Genomic DNA, 19,613 nt, shown 5'->3' on the forward strand with positions numbered 1-19,613 from the left:
TGGCCGGAGTTTTCCCGCCCAATCATCCGTCTTCTTAGGTGTCCATGAAATCGATTTGGTGCAGTGTCGCGTTCGCCCTCGGGGCAAGTGGTGCGGCCAAATCGCGCATCCTGCTCATTCCGATCGACGATCGGCCCGCCACCGGGCAGTTTGCCCAAATGATCGGCGCGATCGCCGATGTCGAAGTGGTTCTGCCGCCGGCCAAGTTGCTGGGCCGGTTCACGAGCGCCGGAGACAGCGATGCGGTGCTCCGATGGCTGGAAACGCAGGACCCGAAGCAGTTTGAGGCGGCGATTGTGAGCACCGACATGCTGACCTACGGCGGCCTCATCGCCAGCCGAGAATCCGCGAGCACGTACGAGCAAGCAATCCAGCGCATTCGACGCTTCCAAAGCTGGCGACGCGGCGCGAAGGACTTGCGCGTGTTTGGCTTTGGCGCGCTTATGCGGATCGCCCCGACCGCCCTCGAACGCACCCGTCCGTGGCGCGATGCCCTCGCCAAACTGGCCGTCTTGCGCTCGAAGCTCGAGGTCGAGCCGACGGTCGAACTGAAGACCGAAATCGAGCGGCTCAAGACGCGCATTCCCGCGCAAAGTTTGTCGGCGTATTACGCGGCCCGGCGGCGCAACCACCTGGTTCAGCGCGAGCTCTGCCGCCAAGTTGCGGCGGGCGTTTACGACTACATGATTTTTGGGCAAGACGATGCCCAGCCCTTCGGTCCGCAAGTGAGCGAAACCGTTAAGCTGCGGCAGATGGTCGCGAACCTGAGCGTCTCCAGCCGCACCTATTTCTGCGAAGGCATTGACCAGCACGCCAATGTTTTGGTGAGCCGGGCGATCACGCAGGCCGCAAACTGGTCGCCTAAGGTGCGGATCGTCTACTCCGACGCGAGCCAGATTCTCGCGATCCCGGCCTACGAACAAAAGGGCATCTACAAAAGCGTCGAGGAGTCCATCGTCGCGAGCGGAGGTCAAGTCGCCAAGAGCGGCGCGCCGTTCGACTACTCGCTTTATGTGAACGTGCCCAACGCGAGCGCCGAAAACCTGAGCCTGTTCAAAGGTCGGTTGGCGCAAGAAGTGGAGCAGGGCTTCCCGGTGGCGGTGGCCGATACAAACCTGGGCAAGACAGGCACCGGCGACCCCGAATTGTTCCAATTCATGCTGGAGCAAGGCCGCGCGCAACGCCTGCTCGGCTACGCCGGTTGGAACACCGCCGGCAACACGCTCGGCACGACGATTCCGGCGGCGTCGGTTTATCTCACGGCCCGCCAACTCGATGTCGATCCCGCGCACCGCGAAATGGCGCGCCAGACGTTCTTGCTCCATCGCTTGGTGAACGATTTTGAGTTCCACCGCTACACCCGCCCCGAGGCCTATCGCCTCCGCGACCTCACCGAGCAAGGCGGTGCGAAGGAGGAGGTGTACGGCTACGCGTTTGATGTCATCAACGACTTCGTTCGGCGCGACGTGACCACACGCTTGCAGCAGACTTTCCAAACGTACTTCCGCGGCAACCAGTTTTTCGCGGGGAGCGATCGGTTGGAAGTTAGCGACCTCACCGATGTGGATGTTAACTTGCCGTGGCCGCGCGCCTACGAGGTGCGCATCTCGTTTGCCCTCAAAGCCGAACCCGCAAAGTAGGTCATAGTAACTCCATGATTCATGGGTTTGTCGAGCGTTACATCACCTTTCGCGGGGAACTGCGCACGTTCATGGTGTACGTGCCGCGCGAGATCGAGTCGCTCCAGCCGATCCCGGCGATTCTGCACTTGCATGGTCGTGGCGAAAGCGGGGAAGATGGCACCAAACCGCTGATTCACGGCGTGCCGCGCTCCATTTTGTTTGCCCGCGATCGCTGGCCGTTCATCGTCGTGATGCCGCAAAAGCGCAAGGAAACCGAACTCTGGCCCGAGGAGCGCGACTTTCTCAATGCAGTGCTGGAGAAGGTCGAAAGCGAGTATGCCATCGATCCGCATCGTCGCTATCTCACCGGCCTGAGCCAAGGCGGCAACGGCACGTTCGCGCTTGCGACCAAACTGCGCTGGCATTTTGCCGCGATTGCGCCGGTTTGCGGTTGGTGCGATCCCGCGACCGCAGCCAAGGAACTGGTCAACATCCCGCTTTGGGCGTTTCATGGCGCGACCGATGATGTAGTTAAGCCCAGCGGAAGCATTCTCGCCGTCGAAGCCCTTCGCGAGGCGGGCGCCACGCCCAAGCTAACGCTGTATCCGGGGGTTGGCCACAACAGTTGGGAGAAGGCGTACATGGAAGAAGCCCTGCCCAAGTGGTTTTTGAGCCATACCTTGTAAATATTAATCTCTCACTGTTCGATTTTCAGTGAGTCTGGATTACAATGCCTTTCATGGCATCATTGGTCACGATCATCGTGGAACCATGCGCGGCGGGCGGCTACTCGGCTTACATTCCCGAGGTGCCCGGTGCTTATTGCGAGGCGGAATCCGAGCACGAGGCTCGCGATCTGGTGGTGTCTTCGCTCCGCGAATTGATGCAGGCGCGGCGCGATCTGACGCTCATGCATGTCCCGCACAACGCCCTCGTTCTTACGACTGAGCTTTAACCCGCGTTGAACCCGCGGGTTTCATGGCAAAATGGCAAAGTCATGAAACTAACGACAGGTTTTCTCTTGGCCTTGGGAGTGGCCTTTGCTCACGCCAACGAGCCCATCGTCGGCGCCCGCAGTTTGTCGCTCAGCCCCGATGGTTCGCAAATCGCGTTTAGCTATCTCGGCGACATCTGGGTGGCCGCGGCCAAGGGTGGCCGCGCGATTCCTCTGACCAGTCACGTGGAAATGGACGACAACCCCGTGTGGTCGCGCGACGGCAAGTCCATCGCCTTCGCCAGCAACCGCTACGGCAACTTCGACATTTTCGTGGTCGATGCCGATGGCGGTCGCCCGCAGCGCGTGACCTACATGAGCACGAACGACGCGCCGACCGACTTCTCTCCGGACAACAAGTCCATCCTTTTCCGCGGATTGCGCGACAAGGGGAAGGTGTCGATTTATTCGGTGGCCATCGCGGGCGGCAAGCTCAAGGAATATTTCACCGACATCCGTGACATTCGCAATCCGGCGTTCAGCCCGGACGGCACCAAGATTGTCTTCCAACGCAACGGCTTTCCGTTTGTGCGGCCTCGCTATAATGGCAGCGCCGGAGCCGAGATCAATGTTCTCGACGTCGCGACCGGCAAGCGCACCGTCGTGCGCAACAACGGCTTCCAGCACCTATGGACGCGATTCGCTGGCAACGACTCGTTGCTGACGGTCACGGCCACAGAGGTCACGCCGAGCTCGCGCAAGTACAACGAGGCGTTTAAGCCTTACACTGACAACGCCAAGCGCACGCCCAACGTGTACCAAGTGAGTCTGAACGGCGCGGCGAAGGCACGCACCTCGGTTGTTGGCGGCGCGGGTGCCCGCTATTTGGCCGTCAGCGCCGATGGCGAATGGATGGCGTTCGAAAAAGACGGTTCGGTCTTCGTGGGTCCGGCGGACGGCTCCGCGGAAGCCAAGAAGGTGACCTTCACGGTCAGCGCGGATGACAAGACCACGCTCGAAGATCGGCAGATCATTACCAACGGCGCGACCGAAATGGCCCTCAGCGCCAACAACGAAACTGTCGTCTTCGGCCTGCGCAACGATCTTTGGGAAGTCCCGGTTAAGAAAGTCAAGGGCCCCAACTCCGACGACGCGAACCAACTGACGACCTGGGCAGGGATTGACGGAAACGCCATTCTCAGCGCGGATGGCAAGCAGTTGTTCTATCTGAGCGACAAATCGGGCGCGGTCAATCTTTGGGTCATTGACATGACCACCAAGGCGGCCAAGGCAGTGACCAGTTTCGCCCAGGACATCACCAACCTCCGGCTGATGCCGAAGGGCACCTCGCTGAGCTTTGTTGGTACGGGCGATCACGCCGGTTTGCACACCTACAACATCGCGAGTGGCAAGATTGACAAGGTGATTCCGGTCCAGCCGACCGCCGTGTTTGGCGACGACACCGATTACAGTTGGTCGCCGGACGAGCGCTACATTGCGTACACCGACCAGATCAATCGCTCGGGTTACTACTTCTGGCAAAACGCAAGCAACATCATGGTGTGGGACACCACGACCAAGAAGGCGACCAACGTTTCGCGCATCAACGCCGCCGAGTTTGGTCCCACCTGGAGTCCGGACGGGAAGTATCTGTACTTCCAAAGCGACCGCAGCGGCCAAGGACTTTACGCTCTCCCGCTGGCGAGTGAGGAAGCCCGTGTTGGCGAACTCGAACTCAAATTCGAAAAGCCGAAGGAAACGCCGAAGCTGAGCTTTGACTTTGAAGAAGCCGCCAAGCGCGTGCGACGACTCATCGCCGGGGAAACCACCGGTGTGGAAAGCGATCCCGAAAATGGCGATCTCGTCTTCATCCGCGCGGGCGACCTCTGGCGCGCCGGATATGACGGCGAGGGCGCACGCCCGCTCACGGGCGGGGGCGGCTTCAGCGGCTTCTCGTTCACCCGCGATAACAAGCAGGTCTACGCCGTGCGAAGCGGGGGGCTCGCGATCATCAATCACCGCGCGCCGGGCGCTCCGCAAACCAACGTCGGCTTCCGCGCCGACTGGACGCGCGACATCCGAGTCGAGCGCGAGGCGGCCTATCAGCAGTTCTGGCGCAGCTACAACCGCAGCTTCTACGATCCGCACTTCCACGGTCGCGACTGGGCTGAAATCGGTCGTCGCTACCGACCGCTGCTCAGCAGCGTTGGGCACCGCAACGAATTGGCCACGATCCTCGGCATGATGACGGGCGAACTCGAATCGAGCCACTCGGAAGTTTCACCGGCATTCGCGCCGGGCGTTCGCAGCGCTTCGACGGCGATGATGGGCGTGACGTTTGACTATGGATTCAGCGGCCAGGGCATTCGCATTGCGGCGATCGTCCCGCGCTCCCCGGCTAGCTACAAAAAGTCAAAGCTCGAAGCTGGTGAGGTGATCACCAAGGTGAATGGCAAGCCGGCCGAACTCAGCGAAGTGTTCTTCCGCGACGTGCTGAACGACCAGGTTGCTCGCGACCTGAAGCTCACCGTCACCGGCAAGGATGGCAAGTCGCGCGACGTCACGCTGCGCAGCATTTCTGGCGGCGAGCAAAACGCCCTGATGGAAGAGGCCGATCTGGATGCCGCTCGCAAGCTCGTGGATAAGCTGAGCAACGGCAACGTTGGCTACGTTTATGTGGCGGCGATGGGCGAAGGCGACTTCGGTCGCTTCAACCAAGAATATTGGGAAGCCATTCAAGGCAAGAAGGGCATGATCATCGACTGCCGTGGCAACAACGGCGGCAACATCAGCGACCGTCTGATTGACATGTTGGAGCGACGCCCGCACAGCTACTACCAAAATCGGGGCGGCGAAGCGTTCCTCGCGCCGGGCATGGCGTTTGACGTGCCGATCGTGGTGATGCTTGACGACGCCTCGTTTAGCAACGGCGAAATGTTCCCCTACGCGACCCGTCAGCGAGGCATCGCCAAACTGGTGGGCAAGCGCACGCCGGGTTACGTCATCTGGACCAGCGGCTTGCCGCTGGTGGACGGAACATCGGGCCGGATGCCGGGTTCGGGCGTGTACCGCATGGATGGTACGCCCATCGAGAACAACGGCCAACGTCCCGACTACGAAGTGGACCTGACCCCGGAGCAGTTCTTCGCCGGTCAAGACCCGCAGATCGCCAAGGCGATTGACGTGCTGCTCGGCGGCAAGCGCGGCTGACGCCGACCGCCAACGAGGCTGATCTCCATTGCCCATAATGAGGCAATGGAGATCGCTTTTAACCGGTACTACCGGTTCGATGAACTCACCCAACTTCTGCGCGGATTCGCCGCCGAATATCCCGCACTGATTGAGCTCACGAGCATCGGAAACTCGTTTGAAGGTCGCGACATTTGGCTGGTCACGGTGACCAACTCGGCCACCGGCGCAGCCGATTCCAAGCCCGCATTTTGGTGCGACGGCAACATTCACGCAAGCGAGGTCAGCGCTTCCACCGCCGTTTTGTATCTCATCAACAAACTGGTGACGGGTTTCGGCAAGGATGAAACCATCACCCGCGCGCTCGATTCGCGCGCGTTCTACTTGGTGCCGCGACTCGGCCCGGACGGCGCGGAGTGGGCGCTCGCCGACAAGCCAAAAATCGTGCGCAGCAGCACCCGGCCCTACCCCTACAACGAGGAGGACCCTTACGGTCTGGAACGGGAAGACGTGGATGGCGATGGCCGCGTGCTCAACATGCGCGTGCCGGATCCCAACGGCGCGTGGGTCATTGACGAAACTGAGCCTCGGTTGCTACGCCGCCGCAAGCCGGGTGAAGTAGGGAAGCAGTTCTACCGCGTGATGCCCGAGGGGTTGTTCCAAAACTTCGACGGAATCACCATGCGCGGTCGCAAGATTCAGCAAGGGCTGGATATGAACCGCAACTTCCCAAGTGCGTGGCGGACGGAAAGCGAGCAGTATGGCGCCGGGCCGTTCCCTACGAGCGAACCCGAAATCCGGGCCGCGGTGCAAGCCATTTGCGATCGCCCCAACATTTGTGGCGCGGTGACCTTCCACACGTTTAGCGGCGTTCACTTGCGTCCGCCGAGCCGTTTTGCCGACGACGACATGCCCGCCGAAGACCTGTGGATCTACAAAGAATTTGGCAAGGTGGGCGAGGAGATGACCGGCTACCCGGCGATCAGCAACTACCACGAGTTCAAGTATCACCCCAAGGAGGTGATCACCGGCGTGTTCGATGACTGGGCGCTGGAGCACCGTGGGATCATCGCCTGGACCACGGAGCTTTGGAGCCCGCAACGTCAGGCGGGTATCACCGACTACAAGTACATCGATTGGTTCCGCGACCACCCGTTTGAGGACGACATCAAGATGCTCAAGTGGAGCGACGAGAAGCTCGACGGCAACGGCTACATCGACTGGTACGCCTTTGAGCACCCGCAACTAGGGCAGATTGAGCTCGGCGGTTGGGACCCGCACTACGCGTTCCGCAATCCGCCGCCCAAGTATCTGGAGGCCGAAGTTGCGCCGCACGCCGACTGGGTGATTTGGCAGGCGCTGGCCTCGCCGAAGCTCGAATGGCGCGACACGCTCGTGGACGACCTCGGCGGATCGTGGCGCATTCGCGCGGCGTTCATGAACACCGGCTACCTGCCTAGTTTCGTCACCGAAACCGGTCGCAAGAAGAAAGTCACGCGCGGCGTGGTCGGCGAGATTTCGAAGCCGGGTCGCACCGATTTGGGTTGGCTCGCGAGCGGAGACGTGCGCAAAGTTGGCCCCGAACTGACCGGTTGGTCGCACGTTACGGCGGGCGGATTTGGCTGGCAGATGAACGCGACCGACGACATGGTGGTGTTCGAGTGGGTGGTCTCCGAGCCCGGCGAGTATCGCGTGGTGGCGCAACACGATAAGGCGGGTCGAGTGGAGATTTCGGTCTCTTGCTAGCGTACGACGTGGTGGTGGTGGGCGGCGGCACCGCGGGCGCGGCCGCCGGAATTGCCGCCGCCCGACAGGGCGCGCGCACGCTGATCGTTGAGCAACTGGGGTCGCTCGGCGGCACCCAGGCGAACGGTTGGGTGACGCCGATGATGCCGAACTACCTGGGCGAGTTCAAACTCAACCGAGGCGTGAACCTGGACATTATTCGCGAGCAGAACGTCGCCCAGCCTTCGAGTGAAGACGGCACCTCGCACGGCGACGTGTGGTACGACCCGATCTATCTGGCCTACGTGCTTGATCAGCTGACCTCCGCTGCCGGAGCCGAATGTCTGTTCAACGCCACGCTCATTGACGTGCGCAAAAACGGCGACGTGGTTGAGGCGATTGAGGTCGCGACGCGCCAAGGCCGGTTGTGGATTGAGGCGAAAACCTTCATTGATTGCAGCGGCGACGGCGAGTTGAGTCGGCTCGCGGGAGCGGAGATGATGGGCGGCAACGAAGACGGCGCGCACCAACCGATGACCCTGCGATTTACGATGGGCAACGTGGATATCGCCGCCATGCGGGCCGGGTTTGCGCACTTCGGCATCAATCATGAGCAACATGTTGAGCTCGGATTTGGGGAGGCAAAAACCGCGCCGGTACTCGGCGATTGGGTTCGCGAAGGCATTGCGGCAGGCGTGCTGCAGGAAGACGACCTCGGCTACTTCCAGTTTTTCACCATGAACGGACGGCCCGGCGAACTCGCGTTTAACGCGCCGCGGATCGCCGGGCTGGACCCCCTCGACGCGCTCGAACTCAGCCGCGCCTACCAAGTTGGGCGAGCGAAGATTTATCGCATCGCGACGTTCTTGCGGCGGTGGTTTCCGGGGTTTGGCGACGCGTTTGTCAGCGGCATCGCCCCGCTCATGGGAATCCGCGAGAGTCGCCGCGTGGTCGGCGAGTACATCGTAACCGCCGCCGACCACCAATCTTGCCGCAAGTTTCCGAACCCGGTCGCGCGCAATCGTTACCCGGTGGACATTCACCTGGTTTTCGGCGTGGACTTCCGCCATATGCCCAAGGGCGACTGGCACGACGTGCCGTACGAGGCGATTGTTGTGCGCGGAGTGCGCAATCTTTGGGTCGCGGGGCGCTGTCTAAGCGCCGACTTTGTCGCCCAAAGCAGCATCCGCATTCAGCCGGTCTGTCGCAGCCTAGGCGAGGCGGCGGGTGTGGCGGCGGCAATCGCCGCCGCCGAGGGGTTCGCGGCTCGCGAGGTTCCATACGACCGGTTGGCCGCCAAGCTCGACCTTAGCGTCCCGGAGTAGCTTTCGGACGTATCGGCGTGAGTTGGTGGCTTACTAGTTGCCAGTCTTTGCCTTGCTTGCGGAGGCTCGCGGTGACCGCCAGATCGAACTTCACCTCCTTCGGGTCGCGCTGGAGCACGAGGCTGAGGCGGTACACCCCGACGGCCACGTTCTTGGCGGGAAAGCTGATCCGTTCAAACTTGAGGCTGCAATCAATCGGCGTGGCCGTACGTTGACTGTCCGGAACTCGGTAGAACCCGAGAAACTTGTCGCGCGAATCGAACTCTCCGAGCGGCGAAATCTCAAAGAAGTCCGGCGCGGTGAGGCGCTCTAGCAGGGGCGCGTCGTAACGAAATGTGGCCGCATAGAACGTCTTGAGCGTTGCTTCGACTTCGGCTTCCGGCGACAAAGTGGCGGAGAGGAGAGCAGTGGATAAGGCGAGAGAGGTGATCATCACCGGCAAGCTACTGGCGCGGGGGCCAGATCGTTCCCGGCAGAGGCTTTAGTCCTTGATTCCCGAGAGTTCTCGGTACAGCTTCGTCACCTTACGGACGTAATTCTGGGTTTCGCGGTAGGGCGGCACGCCGCCGTACTTGCGCACCGCGCCGTCGCCGGCGTTGTACCCGGCCAGACTCAGGGTGAGGATCGTGTCCAAGTCGGAGTGCTTTTTGCTGTACTTATCAAGGTGGCCACGGATCAGTTTGATCGTGCCGTACAGGTTTTCGGTGAGGTCAAACGGGTCTGAGATTCCGAGCTCGCGCACGTTCACCGGCATCAGTTGGCCCAGGCCCATCGCGCCAGCGCGGCTGACGGTGCCGGGGCGGAAATTGCTTTCGGTGATGACGACCGCCATGATGAGGCGGGCATCCACGCCATGTTTCAGGCTGAACCCGAGGATCGCGCGAGCGATTTCTTCGGCATCCTTCAGGGCGAGTTTCTTGTTCTCGCGGCGAATGAACTGCACGTAAATCGGCAGCGCCTCGTCGGCGGCCTCATTCCACGCCATCGGGCGACTCATCACGGCGACTTTCGGCGTGGGCTTGGCGGTCGCGGTTTCGCGCGGAGGAATGCTGCCTTGCATCGGCGCGGGTCGGCCCGAGCGGCTCGAATTGCTGCGGCTCGACAGCGACTTTTGCATCGGCGCGGCTGGTTTGGCCGCCGTAGTCGGCACGACCACCTCGGATTTGAGGTCGCTGGCCATGGCCGCGAGGAGGGTCGCCGACCAATTGCCGTACTCGTTTTCGCGCGAGATGCGGACGATCACGCGCGAAGTGACGCTGCCAGCGCGCATCCACTCAGCGGCGGTCTTGCTCTGAATCGTGAGGAACAACCCGTCGGGCGTGACGAAGGGGATTGTTGCGCCCTCGTCGCTCTGCATGAAGCCACTAATCGTGCCTTGAAATTGCACAATTTTGGTGCCCTTGGCCTCGGCGAGAGCCTTTGCGGAAACGAATCCGTGGACCTTGTGCTTGGCGGCCACAGCGGCGTAGGTGCTCGCCTGCGAGAAGGCCACGCTCATGGCGCAACACGCCCCAAAAACCAGGGCCAATTTCGGCAGGGGCCAGCTCACTCCTCTATCGTATCGCAAAAACATATTGGTTTTCAAGTTGAGGACGGGTTGAGTGGGCCAAAGTGCGCGGATTCCCTGCAACTTTTCGGGGGATTTGAGCCCAAAACTGGTACCCTATTGGCATGCTGGCGGCGGCTCCCACCTCTCTTGATCTTCTTTGCGTAAATGTCATTCGCGGACTCTCGATGGACGCGGTCCAGCGGGCAAATTCGGGCCACCCTGGTCTCCCGATGGGCGCCGCGCCGATGGCGTTTCAACTGTGGCGACACCACTTGAAGCACAACCCGGCGAACCCGAAGTGGATGGATCGCGACCGCTTTATCCTTTCCGCTGGCCACGGCAGCATGCTGCTGTATTCGCTGCTCCACATGTTCGGCTACGACATGTCGATGGATGACCTCAAGAACTTCCGCCAGTGGGGAAGCATTACCCCCGGCCACCCCGAAAACACCCACACCCAAGGCGTCGAAATGGCGACGGGGCCGCTCGGTCAAGGCTGCGCGACCAGCGTCGGCATGGCGATCGCTGAGGCGTACACGGCGGCCAAGTTCCCCGGCGTCTTTGATCACTTCACTTACGTGTTGTGCGGCGATGGCGACCTGATGGAAGGCATTGCGCAGGAAGCGGCCAGCCTCGCCGGGCACCTCGCGTTGGGCAAGTTGATCTGGCTTTACGACGATAACAAGGTGACGATTGACGGTAGCACCGACCTCGCGTTTACCGAGGACACTGAGCGCAAGTTCAGCGCGCTAGGCTGGCACACGCAGCGGATTGACGGCATGGATATGGCCGCGGTGGATACTGCGCTAGAAGCCGCCAAGTCGATGACCGACAAGCCGAGCATCATCATTGCGCGCACCACCATCGGCTATGGCAGCCCCAATAAGGCCGGAAAGTCGGCGGCGCATGGCTCTCCGCTCGGGCCGGATGAACTCCGCGCCACCAAGGATGCGCTTGGTTTGCCGCCCGAAGAATTCTATTGCCCGCAAGATGCGCTGGATTATTGCCGCGCGCCGCGCTTTGCCGAATGGGAAGCCGAGTGGCAAGCCAAGGCCGACGCCTTTGTCGCGGTGAACGAGGAACTTGGCCAAGAACTCGCCGCGTTTTTGAGCGGCGAACTGCAACTGGATTGGAGTCAGTTGCCGACCTTTGACAAGCCGATTGCCACTCGAAACGCAAGCGCGGCGGTGCTCAACGCGATTGCCAGTCAGGTGCCGGTTCTGCTCGGCGGCTCCGCCGACCTCACCGAAAACGTGTTCACGAATCAAAAGGGCGAGTCCGGGTTTCAGCGTGACAACCACCTCGGGCGCAACGTGTACTATGGCGTACGCGAGCATGCCATGGCGGCCGCGGCGAACGGCATTACGCTGCACGGCGGCAAGGCGATTGCGGGCACGTTCCTTATTTTCAGCGACTACTGTCGCCCGAGTGTGCGCCTCGCCGCGCTGATGCACCAGCCGACGATTTTCAACTTCAGCCACGACTCCATTGGGCTCGGCGAAGATGGCCCGACGCACCAACCGATCGAGCAGATCATGAGCTTGAGGCTCATCCCGAACCTCAACGTGTTCCGCCCGGCGGATGCCAACGAGGTTGCAGTAGCGTGGAACCTGGCGCTCAGTAGCAATACGACGCCGACCGCGATCATCACGTCGCGACAGGCGTTGCCGATCTGCACGCCCGCGTTTTCCGAGGATCATCCCGCGCATCAGGGTGGCTACATCCTTCGCAAAGAGACCGGTCCACTTGAGACCATTTTGGTGGCCACGGGAAGCGAGGTCGCGCTGGCCTTGGCGGCCGCCGAGCAACTCGGCGCGGGAACGCGCGTGGTCAGCTTGCCGAGTTGGTTCTTGTTCGATCAGCAACTAAGCGAATACCGCGAATCGGTGTTGCCGCGCGGTGTCCGCACGGTTTCCATCGAAGCCGGAACGACCATCGGCTGGGCCAAGTATGCCGACGCGCACGTGGGAATCGACCACTTTGGCGCGAGCGCGCCCGGGCCTGTGCTGTTCGAGAAGTTCGGCTTTACCGTGGAGAACGTGGTCGCCGCGGTTCGCGTGTAGTCCAGAGTTCCTACGGGGCGAACGGCGCGGGTTTTCGGGAATCAAACATGCATGACCGAAGACCCGCGCGTTTTTTTACTTGACCTGGAAGAACCCGAAACCGACCACTTTGAGGACGATGACCTCGTGCAGATTTGGCAACGAATCCAGGCGCAGGACGACGCGACTAGCGAACGCGAAGATACTTCTTGAGCCAGAGCATGCTCTCGTTGATCGATTGCACGACTTCGGCGTTGGTCACCGGTAGTTCGTGCCCGATGTTGTCAATCGGGTGGAATTTGCGGTCGATGCGGGCGCCCGCCAGGGCCTCTTGCAGGCGTTCAGCTTGCTTAAACGGCACCACCTGATCCATCTTGCCGTGCATCGTGTAGGTGGGCGCATCACCGCGATCCACAAACTTCACCGGCGACGCTTCAAAAATCTCCTGCGCGGCGTCGGCGCGCTTCTTGCCGAGCACCAGGAAGTAGAGCGCGTCCACCGAGGCGGGATAATCCACGGCCATATCGGTGGGGCCAAAGAAATTGATGATCGCCTGCGTGCGCGAGGAATACTTGCCCGGCGCGGTCGGCAAATAGCCGGTAAGCATGGCCAGGTGCGCTCCGGCGCTGGCGCCTAGCGCGCCGATTTGGCGCACATCGAGGTCGTACTTGCCTTCGTTTGCGCGAATCCACTGGATCGCGGCCAGCGCATCTTCGCGCATCGAAGGCCACTTGTGCTTCGGCGCGAGGCGATATTGAAACGTGATCGCGACCATGCCTTCGCTCGCGATTTTCTCGCAAAGCGGGGCCATGTCTTGCCGCTGCCCGGCAACCCACGCGCCGCCGTGGAACACGGCGACCGCCTTTTTGCGGCCCGGAGTCGTGGGGCGATAGATATCGCACATGAGCTTTTCGCCCGCAATCTCCCGGTATACAACGTTCTTTTGAACGTCAACACGGGGCTGCAGGATTACGAACGCGAAGAGCGATAGCATGACGCTATTCTACGCCAGTTATCCCTCGGTGATGGGCACCAGGCTGCCTTGCTTTTGAATTTCGCGACTGATAATCTCCAGCGTCTTCGGGTCGAGTTGGCTTAGCAAAGCCGACGCTTTTTCGGGGTCCATCGCTGCCACCACGCGCGCGGCCTCGGCGGGCTTCCAACCCTTCACGATGCCCACCAGCGAAGCCGGGCTGATCTCGTTCCAGTACTTGGCCAGCTTCTTGGCGCCCTTTTCGGGGTCAATCTTGTGCGTCGGCTTTGGCGCCGGTTTGGGTTCTTCCACCGCCTTGGGTGGTTCTTCTTTCTTCGCGACTTCGACCTTGGGTTTCACTGGCCCTTTGGTTTTGGCGACGGGCTTCTTGGGGGTCACGCCCGGGATATTGATCTTGCCCATTTTGGCCAGACCAAAAACCGCGCCCCCCGCCACAAGCAGGAGCACCGGAATCGCGATGATGATGACTTTCTTCATGGCTTACGAATCGATTGATAGCGGGCGAGGACCTTGCGAACGTAGTCCTGAGTTTCTTTGAACGGCGGGATGCCGCCATAGCGCTTCACCGCACCGGGGCCGGCGTTGTAGGCCGCAAGGCCAAGCTCGACATTCCCCGAAAACTGGTCAATCATTTGCCGCAAATACTTCGCGCCGCCCTTGAGGTTTTGCGCCGGATCCTGCGGATCGACGCCGAGCATTTTGGCGGTGTCCGGCATGAGTTGAGCGAGACCGATGGCGCCCGCTCCCGAGCGAGCCGCGGAGTTGTAATTGGACTCCTGACCAATGAGCGCTTCGAATAACTCCATGTCCACGCCCGCGCTGCTGGCGGCGTCGTTAATCATCGCACGCAGTTGCACCGGCGCGCGGTCTACGGCGACCTGGGTTCCTGGCGCGAATGGGCTCATCGGCGACGTGTCCTCGGCGATATCCGCACGGTTCGCCGCGCCGATGGACCCCGACAAAGTCGGGCGGCCACTTTCGTTGACGCTGGGGCTCGCGAGGCTACCCTCGTAGGTGCCGAAACGTCCGTTCATGCGGGCGCGAATCTCGGACATGCGCTGCTGCGCGCCTTCATATCCGCGGAGCGAAATCTTCACGCGGCTTTCCTCCGCATGGTTGACCATTCGTCCAGTTCCGCCTGTTCGTGGCGAACGACCGAGAGATCGTATTCGGCGCGAGCTTGATCGTAGAGGGCATCAAGGGCTTTGGCTTCCTTTTTGCTTTCTAGCCAAGCCAGGCGCGCTTCCTCCTCGTCGTGCTGAATGATGGCGATGATCGCTTCTTGCGCGCTGATATCGTCCCAGAGCTTTTGGATAACGGCCTCGCGGTTTTTGAGGTCGATCAGCGAGGTGGCCGGCTCCGTTTTGGTGCAATGAAGCTGATGGTTCTGGCGCTTGAGAATGTCCTCGGCCTCGGCGACCCGACGCTGGACTTCCTGCCACTCGGCCTTCATTTGCTCCTCCACGGCGTGACGGAACTCGCGCACCTTAGCGAGGCGAAATTCGAATTTACGCACCGGCGATCTCCAGCAGCATTTGCTGCGATTCGGCATAAGTCGAGCGGCTGTCCTTGGCCTGGCGGAGAAGTTGGTTGATCATGTCCCACTTGGCAATCGCTTCGTCGGCGAGGGGGCGGGTGCCCGCCTTGTACGCGCCGATGCTCACGAGGTCCTCCACGTCGTTGTAAGCCGCGACCAACTCGCGCAGGTGATTTGCCGCGCGGACGTGCTCGGCCGACGTGACCATCGGCATAACCCGGCTGAGGCTGCCCATGACGTCGAGCGGCGGATAGTGCCCGCGACTGGTGAGCTTGCGGTTGAGCACAAAGTGGCCATCCAAAATCCCCCGGGCGGCGTCGGCAATCGGTTCATTGGTGTCGTCGCCGTCCACCAGAACGGTGTAAATCGCCGTAATTGCGCCTTGTCGTCCGCAACCGGCGCGCTCCATGAGCTTGGGCAGCAGCGCGAACACGCTGGGTGTGTAGCCCTTGGTGCTGGGCGGCTCGCCGGTGGCCAATCCGACCTCGCGCTGAGCCATCGCAAAGCGGGTCACGGAGTCCATCATCAGCATCACGCTTTGGCCCTGATCTCGAAAGAACTCGGCAATCGCGGTCGCCGTGAGCGCCGCCTTAATTCGCATGAGCGCGGGCTCGTCGGAGGTCGCGCAGACCACTACCGAGCGCGCCATGCCTTCGGGTCCCAGGTCATTGGCGATAAACTCGCGGACCTCGCGGCCCCGTTCCCCGACCAGCGCGATGACGTTGATATCGGCGCCGCCGTTGCGGGCGATCATGCCCATGAGGGTGGACTTACCGACGCCCGAACCGGCGAAGATGCCGATGCGCTGGCCTATGCCCATGGTAAGCACCGAGTCAATCGCCTTGACGCCGGTGAAAAACGGACGCTCAATCATTTGTCGCTCCAAGGCGTTCGGTGGAGCGGCCCAGGCGGGATATCGCTTGCGCGATGCAAGCGGCGCGCCACCGTCAATCGGCTCGCCGAGACCGTTCAGCGTGCGGCCCAAAAGGTCGCCGCCCACCGGCACGCTCAAACAGCCGCCGGTCGCATGGACCAAGCAGCCAGCGCGGATGCCGGTCATATCGCCGAGTGGCATGAGCAACGTGCGGTCGCCGCGGAATCCTACGACCTCCGCCGCGATGTGCTCATGGTCGAGCGATTCGATGAGACAAAGATCGCCGACGCGCGAGTTCGGACCATTGGATTCGACCACCAAACCCACCACTTGCGTGACGCGTCCTGACACGGCGAGAATAGGGAAGTGCTCGGCCGCCTCGCGCACGCTCGTAAAGCTCGGGTTCGGAACGGTCATCATCGGCCCATCACCTCGGCAACGAGCTTGCGCAAGCCTTCTTCCAGGCGGGCGTCAATCGCGCCGCCATCCGATTCGATGCGGCAACCCGCGATCACGTCGTCGCTGCCGACGATGCTCACCTCGCGGATGGTCGGGGCAAGGCGATTGAGCTCGTCCTCGCGGCCCATCAAAAACTTAAGGTCAAACGGGTTGACCATGATCCGCGCCTCTTGGGCGTGGGTCACTTCCTTAATTGTTTCGCGGACGATGTCAATCACCACTTCGGGGTTTTCATCCAGCTCTTTGCGCAGCAATCGTCCGGCGGCCATCACGGCCACGCGTCCCAATTGCTGCTCGGCTTGCACAAACCACTGCTGCATCGCGGCGCGCATGTCCTGACCCATCTGGTCGAGGTCTTGCGCAAACTGATCGACTTGCTGCGTGATCAGCGCTTGGCGTTCCTCCTCGGTTTGAGCGAACGCCTGGGCCGTGCCGACCTCGACACCCTCGCGGCGGCCTTGCTCGAAGCCGGCGTTATAGCCCTGCAATCGCGCTTCCTCGATAATTCGCTCGCGGCGGGTGACGAGGCGATTGTCGGCGTCGGCTTTGATCACGTTACCCACGGGGGCTTGGCCCAAAATCTCGGCGAATGTCCGCGTGACGCGCGGCTGCGTGTCGCTGGGATTAAACATACGCGTCTTCTTCCGAACCTCGGTCGATCGTGATTTCGCCGGTTTCTTCGAGGCGGCGGATGACGGCCACGATCTTCTGCTGGGCCTCTTCCACGACCTTGAGCTTGACCGGCCCCATGAATTCCATGTCTTCCTTGAGCATCTTCACGGCGCGCTCGGACATGTTGGTAAAGATTTTGTCGCGCACTTCTTGCTTCACCGACTTGAGGGCGGTGGCAAGCTCGCGACCATCCACTTCCTTGAGCACGGCTTGGATCGCGCGGTCGTCGAGCGAGATACAGTCTTCGAACACGAACATCATGTTCTTGATCTCTTCGGCGAGCTCGGGATTGCTCTCGGAAAGGCTCTCCAGCACTTGCCGCTCGGTGGTGCGGTCTACTTTGCTGAGCAAGTCAACCAGGGCCTTGGGCCCGCCCGCCTTCGACATGTCTTGGCTGATGAGGCTCGACACCTTCTTTTCGAGAACCTGCTCAACCCGGCGGATCACGTCCGGCGGGGTTTGCTCCATCTCGGCGATGCGCGCCGCGACGTTGGCGCGGAGGTCTTGCGGCAACTTGCCGAGAACCGCCGCCGCCTGAGCCATCGGCAGGTAGGCGAGCACCATGGCGATGGTTTGCGGGTGCTCATCCTGAATAAAGGTCAGCAGCTGTTGCGGGTCGGCGCGCTTAAGAAACTCAAACGGCACCACCTGCATGGCCGACACAATCTTTTGGATAATGTTCTTGGCCCGTTCTTCGCCAAAGGCTACTTCCAGAATCTTTTGTGCGTTCTCGACCCCGCCTTCGGCGATGAAGTCTTGCGCCGTGGCCAGGCTGTGGAACTCCATGATCACGTTCTCGCGGGTTTCCGGTGAGATTCGCTCCAGGCGAGCGAGTTCCAGCGAAAGGATTTCGATCTGGTCTTCCGAAAGGTGAGTGATCACCGACGCGGCGGCGTCGGCCCCGAGGGCGGTCAGCAAGATTGCGGCCTTGCGCTTATTGGTTAGTTCTGCGGCTTTTCTCATCGTCCATCCTCAAGCACCCAGCTCTTCAGAAGCAAGGCCACCTTGTCGGGCTTTTCAACACTAAATCGGCGAAGCTGTTCGAGCGGCAAGTTGAGCCGGTCGGGGATCGCTTCGATCTGAAGTTCGTCGGCGGTGGCGCGTTCGAGCACCATTTCGGTGCTGCCCGTACCACGAATCACGGTGGTGTTCGTGCCCGCCGGGAGGCTCTGCGCTTCCATCGGCGAGATCACCCGTTGCTCGCCAGTTTCGGGGTCGGTATACAGGTGCTGCTCTTGATCACCGGGGATCAGCGCGTGCGTCGGCGACCCAAGCTCAAGCTGCTGCATCGAACCTCCGGCCGAGGCAGCGACGAGCACGTTTTGCGCTCGGCTCGCCTTGCTGATGGCGCGAACCACCATGAAGCCCACCAGAAGCAGGGCGCCCACCGGAAGCAGCGACATCATTTGCTGCATCTTGGCGGCACTCGCGCTGGCCGCGGTGCTCTTGGCGGCGGCCTCGGTCACGGTCTTATCAAAGGCCATGCCGGTCACGTTGAACGTAAAGTTGGTGCTGTCCTGAGCGAACGGGCCAAGCTCGGCGCGCACGGCTTCCTTCACCGTGTCAAGATTCTTCACCTTGTCGGTGTTCACCACGACGTTGTAGGCTAGTTTGGTCAGGTTGCCGGTCGCCTTCTCGGTCTTGGTTTTGGTCTCGTTGATCTCCCACGACTTGCTCGTGACCTCGTTGCCGTAAGAGTCGGTGCGGGCACCCGCGCCATTCGCGGCTTCGGGCAAATTGCTTGGCGCGCCGGCCACACCGGTGCTCGCCGAACCCGAGCCGTTCATGCTCTCCTTCGCGGTCTCCACGGCGATAGGGCCCTCGCTCGGGTTGCGCTCGACCTTCTCTTCGGTTTTGGTGTCGAAGTTCATTTCGAGCACGGGCACGCTGACAATCGCGTTGCCCGGGCCGAGGATGGCGTCGAGTCGTTGTTGCAGACTTCGCTCGCGGCGACGGGATTCGGTGGATTCGGCGACGAGGCGAGCGCTGGCCAAACCTTGACCAGACTCTTGCTCCGCGCCATCAAACAGAGTGCGCCCCGTGTTGGTGATGATCGAAACGTTCTTTGCGTCGAGCCGATCAACGGCGCGCACGACGAGGTTCTTGATCGCCGAAGCGGCTTCGGCGGAAATGGGGTTGTTGGCCGATTCGGTGAGGATGACGCTCGCGCTGGCCGCGCTCTCGCTGCGAGCGAACGGCGAACTTTCGCCGAGCGTCACGTGGACTTCGGCTTGCTGGACGCCTTGGATCTGCTCGACGGAACTCGCGATTTGTCCTTCTTGAATGGCCAGCAATCGGCGCTGAGTAACCGCATCGCTTCCCATCGGTCCGATGTTGGCGAGTTCCGAGGTGCCAAGGTGGCCGCTGGTCGGCAACTTGCCCGAACTGGCGAGCTTGGCTTGCGCTTCGGCGATCTTGTTGGAAGGCACCGAAACCAGACCCGAGCGGTCGTATTCGAGTTGAATCCCCGCCTTCGTCAGTTCATCCACCACCGAAGCCTGCTCTTGCGGGCTCAGGTCGCGGAACAACACCTCCATCTTGGGTCGTCCGGCGAAAAACACCGTTGCCCCCAAGATGACAACCAGCAGCAGGCTGCCGAAGATCGTCACCACTTTCTGGGTGCGATCTGCGGTTTCCCACCACGTTCTTAATCTCAATAATAATGCGGCCATGTCATTTCAAGCCGCGTAG

General features: G+C 61.4%; 17 protein-coding genes. 7 read left to right on the top strand and 10 right to left on the bottom strand.

Going from position 1 to position 19,613, the window contains the following annotated elements; all coding sequences use genetic code 11:
• Positions 1 to 44 precede the first annotated feature (44 nt).
• From JNJ45_03545 to JNJ45_03570, 6 genes are read left to right on the top strand one after another with little or no spacing between them, the layout of a single operon-like run.
• Positions 45 to 1,640: a DUF4127 family protein gene (locus JNJ45_03545; GenBank protein MBL8047736.1), complete on the top strand. Its 1,596-nt coding sequence runs from the start codon at positions 45 to 47 to the stop codon at positions 1,638 to 1,640.
• A gap of 14 nt (positions 1,641 to 1,654) precedes the next feature.
• Positions 1,655 to 2,308, top strand: coding sequence for a dienelactone hydrolase family protein (locus JNJ45_03550; protein MBL8047737.1), 654 nt, complete (start codon positions 1,655 to 1,657; stop codon positions 2,306 to 2,308).
• 53 nt (positions 2,309 to 2,361) lie between these two features.
• Positions 2,362 to 2,577 carry a hypothetical protein gene (locus JNJ45_03555; GenBank protein ID MBL8047738.1) on the top strand — a complete coding sequence of 72 codons (216 nt, stop codon included), beginning with the start codon at positions 2,362 to 2,364 and terminating at the stop codon, positions 2,575 to 2,577.
• A 42-nt stretch (positions 2,578 to 2,619) separates the two neighbouring features.
• Positions 2,620 to 5,766, top strand: coding sequence for a PD40 domain-containing protein (locus JNJ45_03560; GenBank protein ID MBL8047739.1), 3,147 nt, complete (start codon positions 2,620 to 2,622; stop codon positions 5,764 to 5,766).
• 45 nt (positions 5,767 to 5,811) lie between these two features.
• Positions 5,812 to 7,491: a carboxypeptidase gene (locus tag JNJ45_03565; GenBank protein ID MBL8047740.1), complete on the top strand. Its 1,680-nt coding sequence runs from the start codon at positions 5,812 to 5,814 to the stop codon at positions 7,489 to 7,491.
• The gene (locus JNJ45_03570) at positions 7,485 to 8,795 is read left to right on the top strand and encodes an FAD-dependent oxidoreductase (protein ID MBL8047741.1); all 1,311 of its coding nucleotides are present in this window, start codon (positions 7,485 to 7,487) and stop codon (positions 8,793 to 8,795) included. Before JNJ45_03565 ends, JNJ45_03570 begins: the two co-directional genes overlap by 7 nt.
• Here JNJ45_03570 and JNJ45_03575 read toward each other — a convergent pair.
• Positions 8,779 to 9,228 carry a nuclear transport factor 2 family protein gene (locus tag JNJ45_03575; protein ID MBL8047742.1) on the bottom strand — a complete coding sequence of 150 codons (450 nt, stop codon included), beginning with the start codon at positions 9,226 to 9,228 and terminating at the stop codon, positions 8,779 to 8,781. The two genes, JNJ45_03570 and JNJ45_03575, sit on opposite strands and share 17 nt — an antisense overlap.
• 48 nt (positions 9,229 to 9,276) lie before the next feature.
• Positions 9,277 to 10,344, bottom strand: a complete 1,068-nt coding sequence (locus tag JNJ45_03580) for a lytic transglycosylase domain-containing protein (protein ID MBL8047743.1) — start codon at positions 10,342 to 10,344, stop codon at positions 9,277 to 9,279.
• Between the two features lie 122 nt (positions 10,345 to 10,466).
• On the opposite strand from JNJ45_03580, the gene tkt reads away from it, so the two are divergent.
• Entirely contained in the window at positions 10,467 to 12,407 is a 1,941-nt protein-coding gene (gene tkt / locus JNJ45_03585) for a transketolase (protein MBL8047744.1), read from the top strand.
• 166 nt (positions 12,408 to 12,573) lie between these two features.
• Here the strand turns inward: tkt and JNJ45_03590 are convergent, their stop codons facing one another.
• From JNJ45_03590 to fliF, 8 genes are read right to left on the bottom strand one after another with little or no spacing between them, the layout of a single operon-like run.
• Positions 12,574 to 13,380: an alpha/beta hydrolase gene (locus JNJ45_03590; GenBank protein ID MBL8047745.1), complete on the bottom strand. Its 807-nt coding sequence runs from the start codon at positions 13,378 to 13,380 to the stop codon at positions 12,574 to 12,576.
• Positions 13,381 to 13,398: 18 nt separating this feature from the next.
• On the bottom strand, positions 13,399 to 13,857 hold the full coding sequence (locus JNJ45_03595) for a hypothetical protein (GenBank protein ID MBL8047746.1): 459 nt from the start codon (positions 13,855 to 13,857) through the stop codon (positions 13,399 to 13,401).
• Complete coding sequence (locus JNJ45_03600) at positions 13,854 to 14,504, bottom strand: lytic transglycosylase domain-containing protein (GenBank protein MBL8047747.1); 651 nt, start codon at positions 14,502 to 14,504, stop codon at positions 13,854 to 13,856. The genes JNJ45_03595 and JNJ45_03600 overlap by 4 nt, the downstream gene beginning before the upstream one ends.
• A complete protein-coding gene (locus JNJ45_03605; GenBank protein ID MBL8047748.1) occupies positions 14,474 to 14,896 on the bottom strand; it encodes a flagellar FliJ family protein in 423 nt (140 codons plus the stop codon). Before JNJ45_03605 ends, JNJ45_03600 begins: the two co-directional genes overlap by 31 nt.
• Positions 14,889 to 16,211, bottom strand: a complete 1,323-nt coding sequence (locus JNJ45_03610) for a FliI/YscN family ATPase (GenBank protein MBL8047749.1) — start codon at positions 16,209 to 16,211, stop codon at positions 14,889 to 14,891. The genes JNJ45_03605 and JNJ45_03610 overlap by 8 nt, the downstream gene beginning before the upstream one ends.
• Positions 16,208 to 16,882: a hypothetical protein gene (locus JNJ45_03615; protein ID MBL8047750.1), complete on the bottom strand. Its 675-nt coding sequence runs from the start codon at positions 16,880 to 16,882 to the stop codon at positions 16,208 to 16,210. Before JNJ45_03615 ends, JNJ45_03610 begins: the two co-directional genes overlap by 4 nt.
• On the bottom strand, positions 16,875 to 17,885 hold the full coding sequence (fliG, locus tag JNJ45_03620) for a flagellar motor switch protein FliG (GenBank protein MBL8047751.1): 1,011 nt from the start codon (positions 17,883 to 17,885) through the stop codon (positions 16,875 to 16,877). The genes JNJ45_03615 and fliG overlap by 8 nt, the downstream gene beginning before the upstream one ends.
• Positions 17,882 to 19,594, bottom strand: coding sequence for a flagellar M-ring protein FliF (gene fliF, locus JNJ45_03625; protein MBL8047752.1), 1,713 nt, complete (start codon positions 19,592 to 19,594; stop codon positions 17,882 to 17,884). The genes fliG and fliF overlap by 4 nt, the downstream gene beginning before the upstream one ends.
• Positions 19,595 to 19,613 lie beyond the last annotated feature (19 nt).

Source organism: Chthonomonas sp., from assembly GCA_016788425.1.
GTDB lineage: Bacteria > Armatimonadota > Fimbriimonadia > Fimbriimonadales > Fimbriimonadaceae > JAEURQ01.

Excerpts from the sequence above, each read along its gene's own strand:
- JNJ45_03550 (MBL8047737.1), top strand. The coding sequence starts at position 1,655 with ATGATTCATGGGTTTGTCGAGCGTTACATCACCTTTCGCGGGGAACTG.
- fliG (MBL8047751.1), bottom strand. The coding sequence starts at position 17,885 with ATGAGAAAAGCCGCAGAACTAACCAATAAGCGCAAGGCCGCAATCTTG.
- JNJ45_03600 (MBL8047747.1), bottom strand. The coding sequence starts at position 14,504 with ATGGTCAACCATGCGGAGGAAAGCCGCGTGAAGATTTCGCTCCGCGGA.
- JNJ45_03610 (MBL8047749.1), bottom strand. The coding sequence starts at position 16,211 with ATGATGACCGTTCCGAACCCGAGCTTTACGAGCGTGCGCGAGGCGGCC.
- JNJ45_03615 (MBL8047750.1), bottom strand. The coding sequence starts at position 16,882 with ATGTTTAATCCCAGCGACACGCAGCCGCGCGTCACGCGGACATTCGCC.
- JNJ45_03590 (MBL8047745.1), bottom strand. The coding sequence starts at position 13,380 with ATGCTATCGCTCTTCGCGTTCGTAATCCTGCAGCCCCGTGTTGACGTT.
- fliF (MBL8047752.1), bottom strand. The coding sequence starts at position 19,594 with ATGGCCGCATTATTATTGAGATTAAGAACGTGGTGGGAAACCGCAGAT.
- JNJ45_03595 (MBL8047746.1), bottom strand. The coding sequence starts at position 13,857 with ATGAAGAAAGTCATCATCATCGCGATTCCGGTGCTCCTGCTTGTGGCG.
- JNJ45_03575 (MBL8047742.1), bottom strand. The coding sequence starts at position 9,228 with ATGATCACCTCTCTCGCCTTATCCACTGCTCTCCTCTCCGCCACTTTG.
- JNJ45_03545 (MBL8047736.1), top strand. The coding sequence starts at position 45 with ATGAAATCGATTTGGTGCAGTGTCGCGTTCGCCCTCGGGGCAAGTGGT.
- JNJ45_03560 (MBL8047739.1), top strand. The coding sequence starts at position 2,620 with ATGAAACTAACGACAGGTTTTCTCTTGGCCTTGGGAGTGGCCTTTGCT.
- JNJ45_03555 (MBL8047738.1), top strand. The coding sequence starts at position 2,362 with ATGGCATCATTGGTCACGATCATCGTGGAACCATGCGCGGCGGGCGGC.
- JNJ45_03565 (MBL8047740.1), top strand. The coding sequence starts at position 5,812 with ATGGAGATCGCTTTTAACCGGTACTACCGGTTCGATGAACTCACCCAA.
- tkt (MBL8047744.1), top strand. The coding sequence starts at position 10,467 with ATGCTGGCGGCGGCTCCCACCTCTCTTGATCTTCTTTGCGTAAATGTC.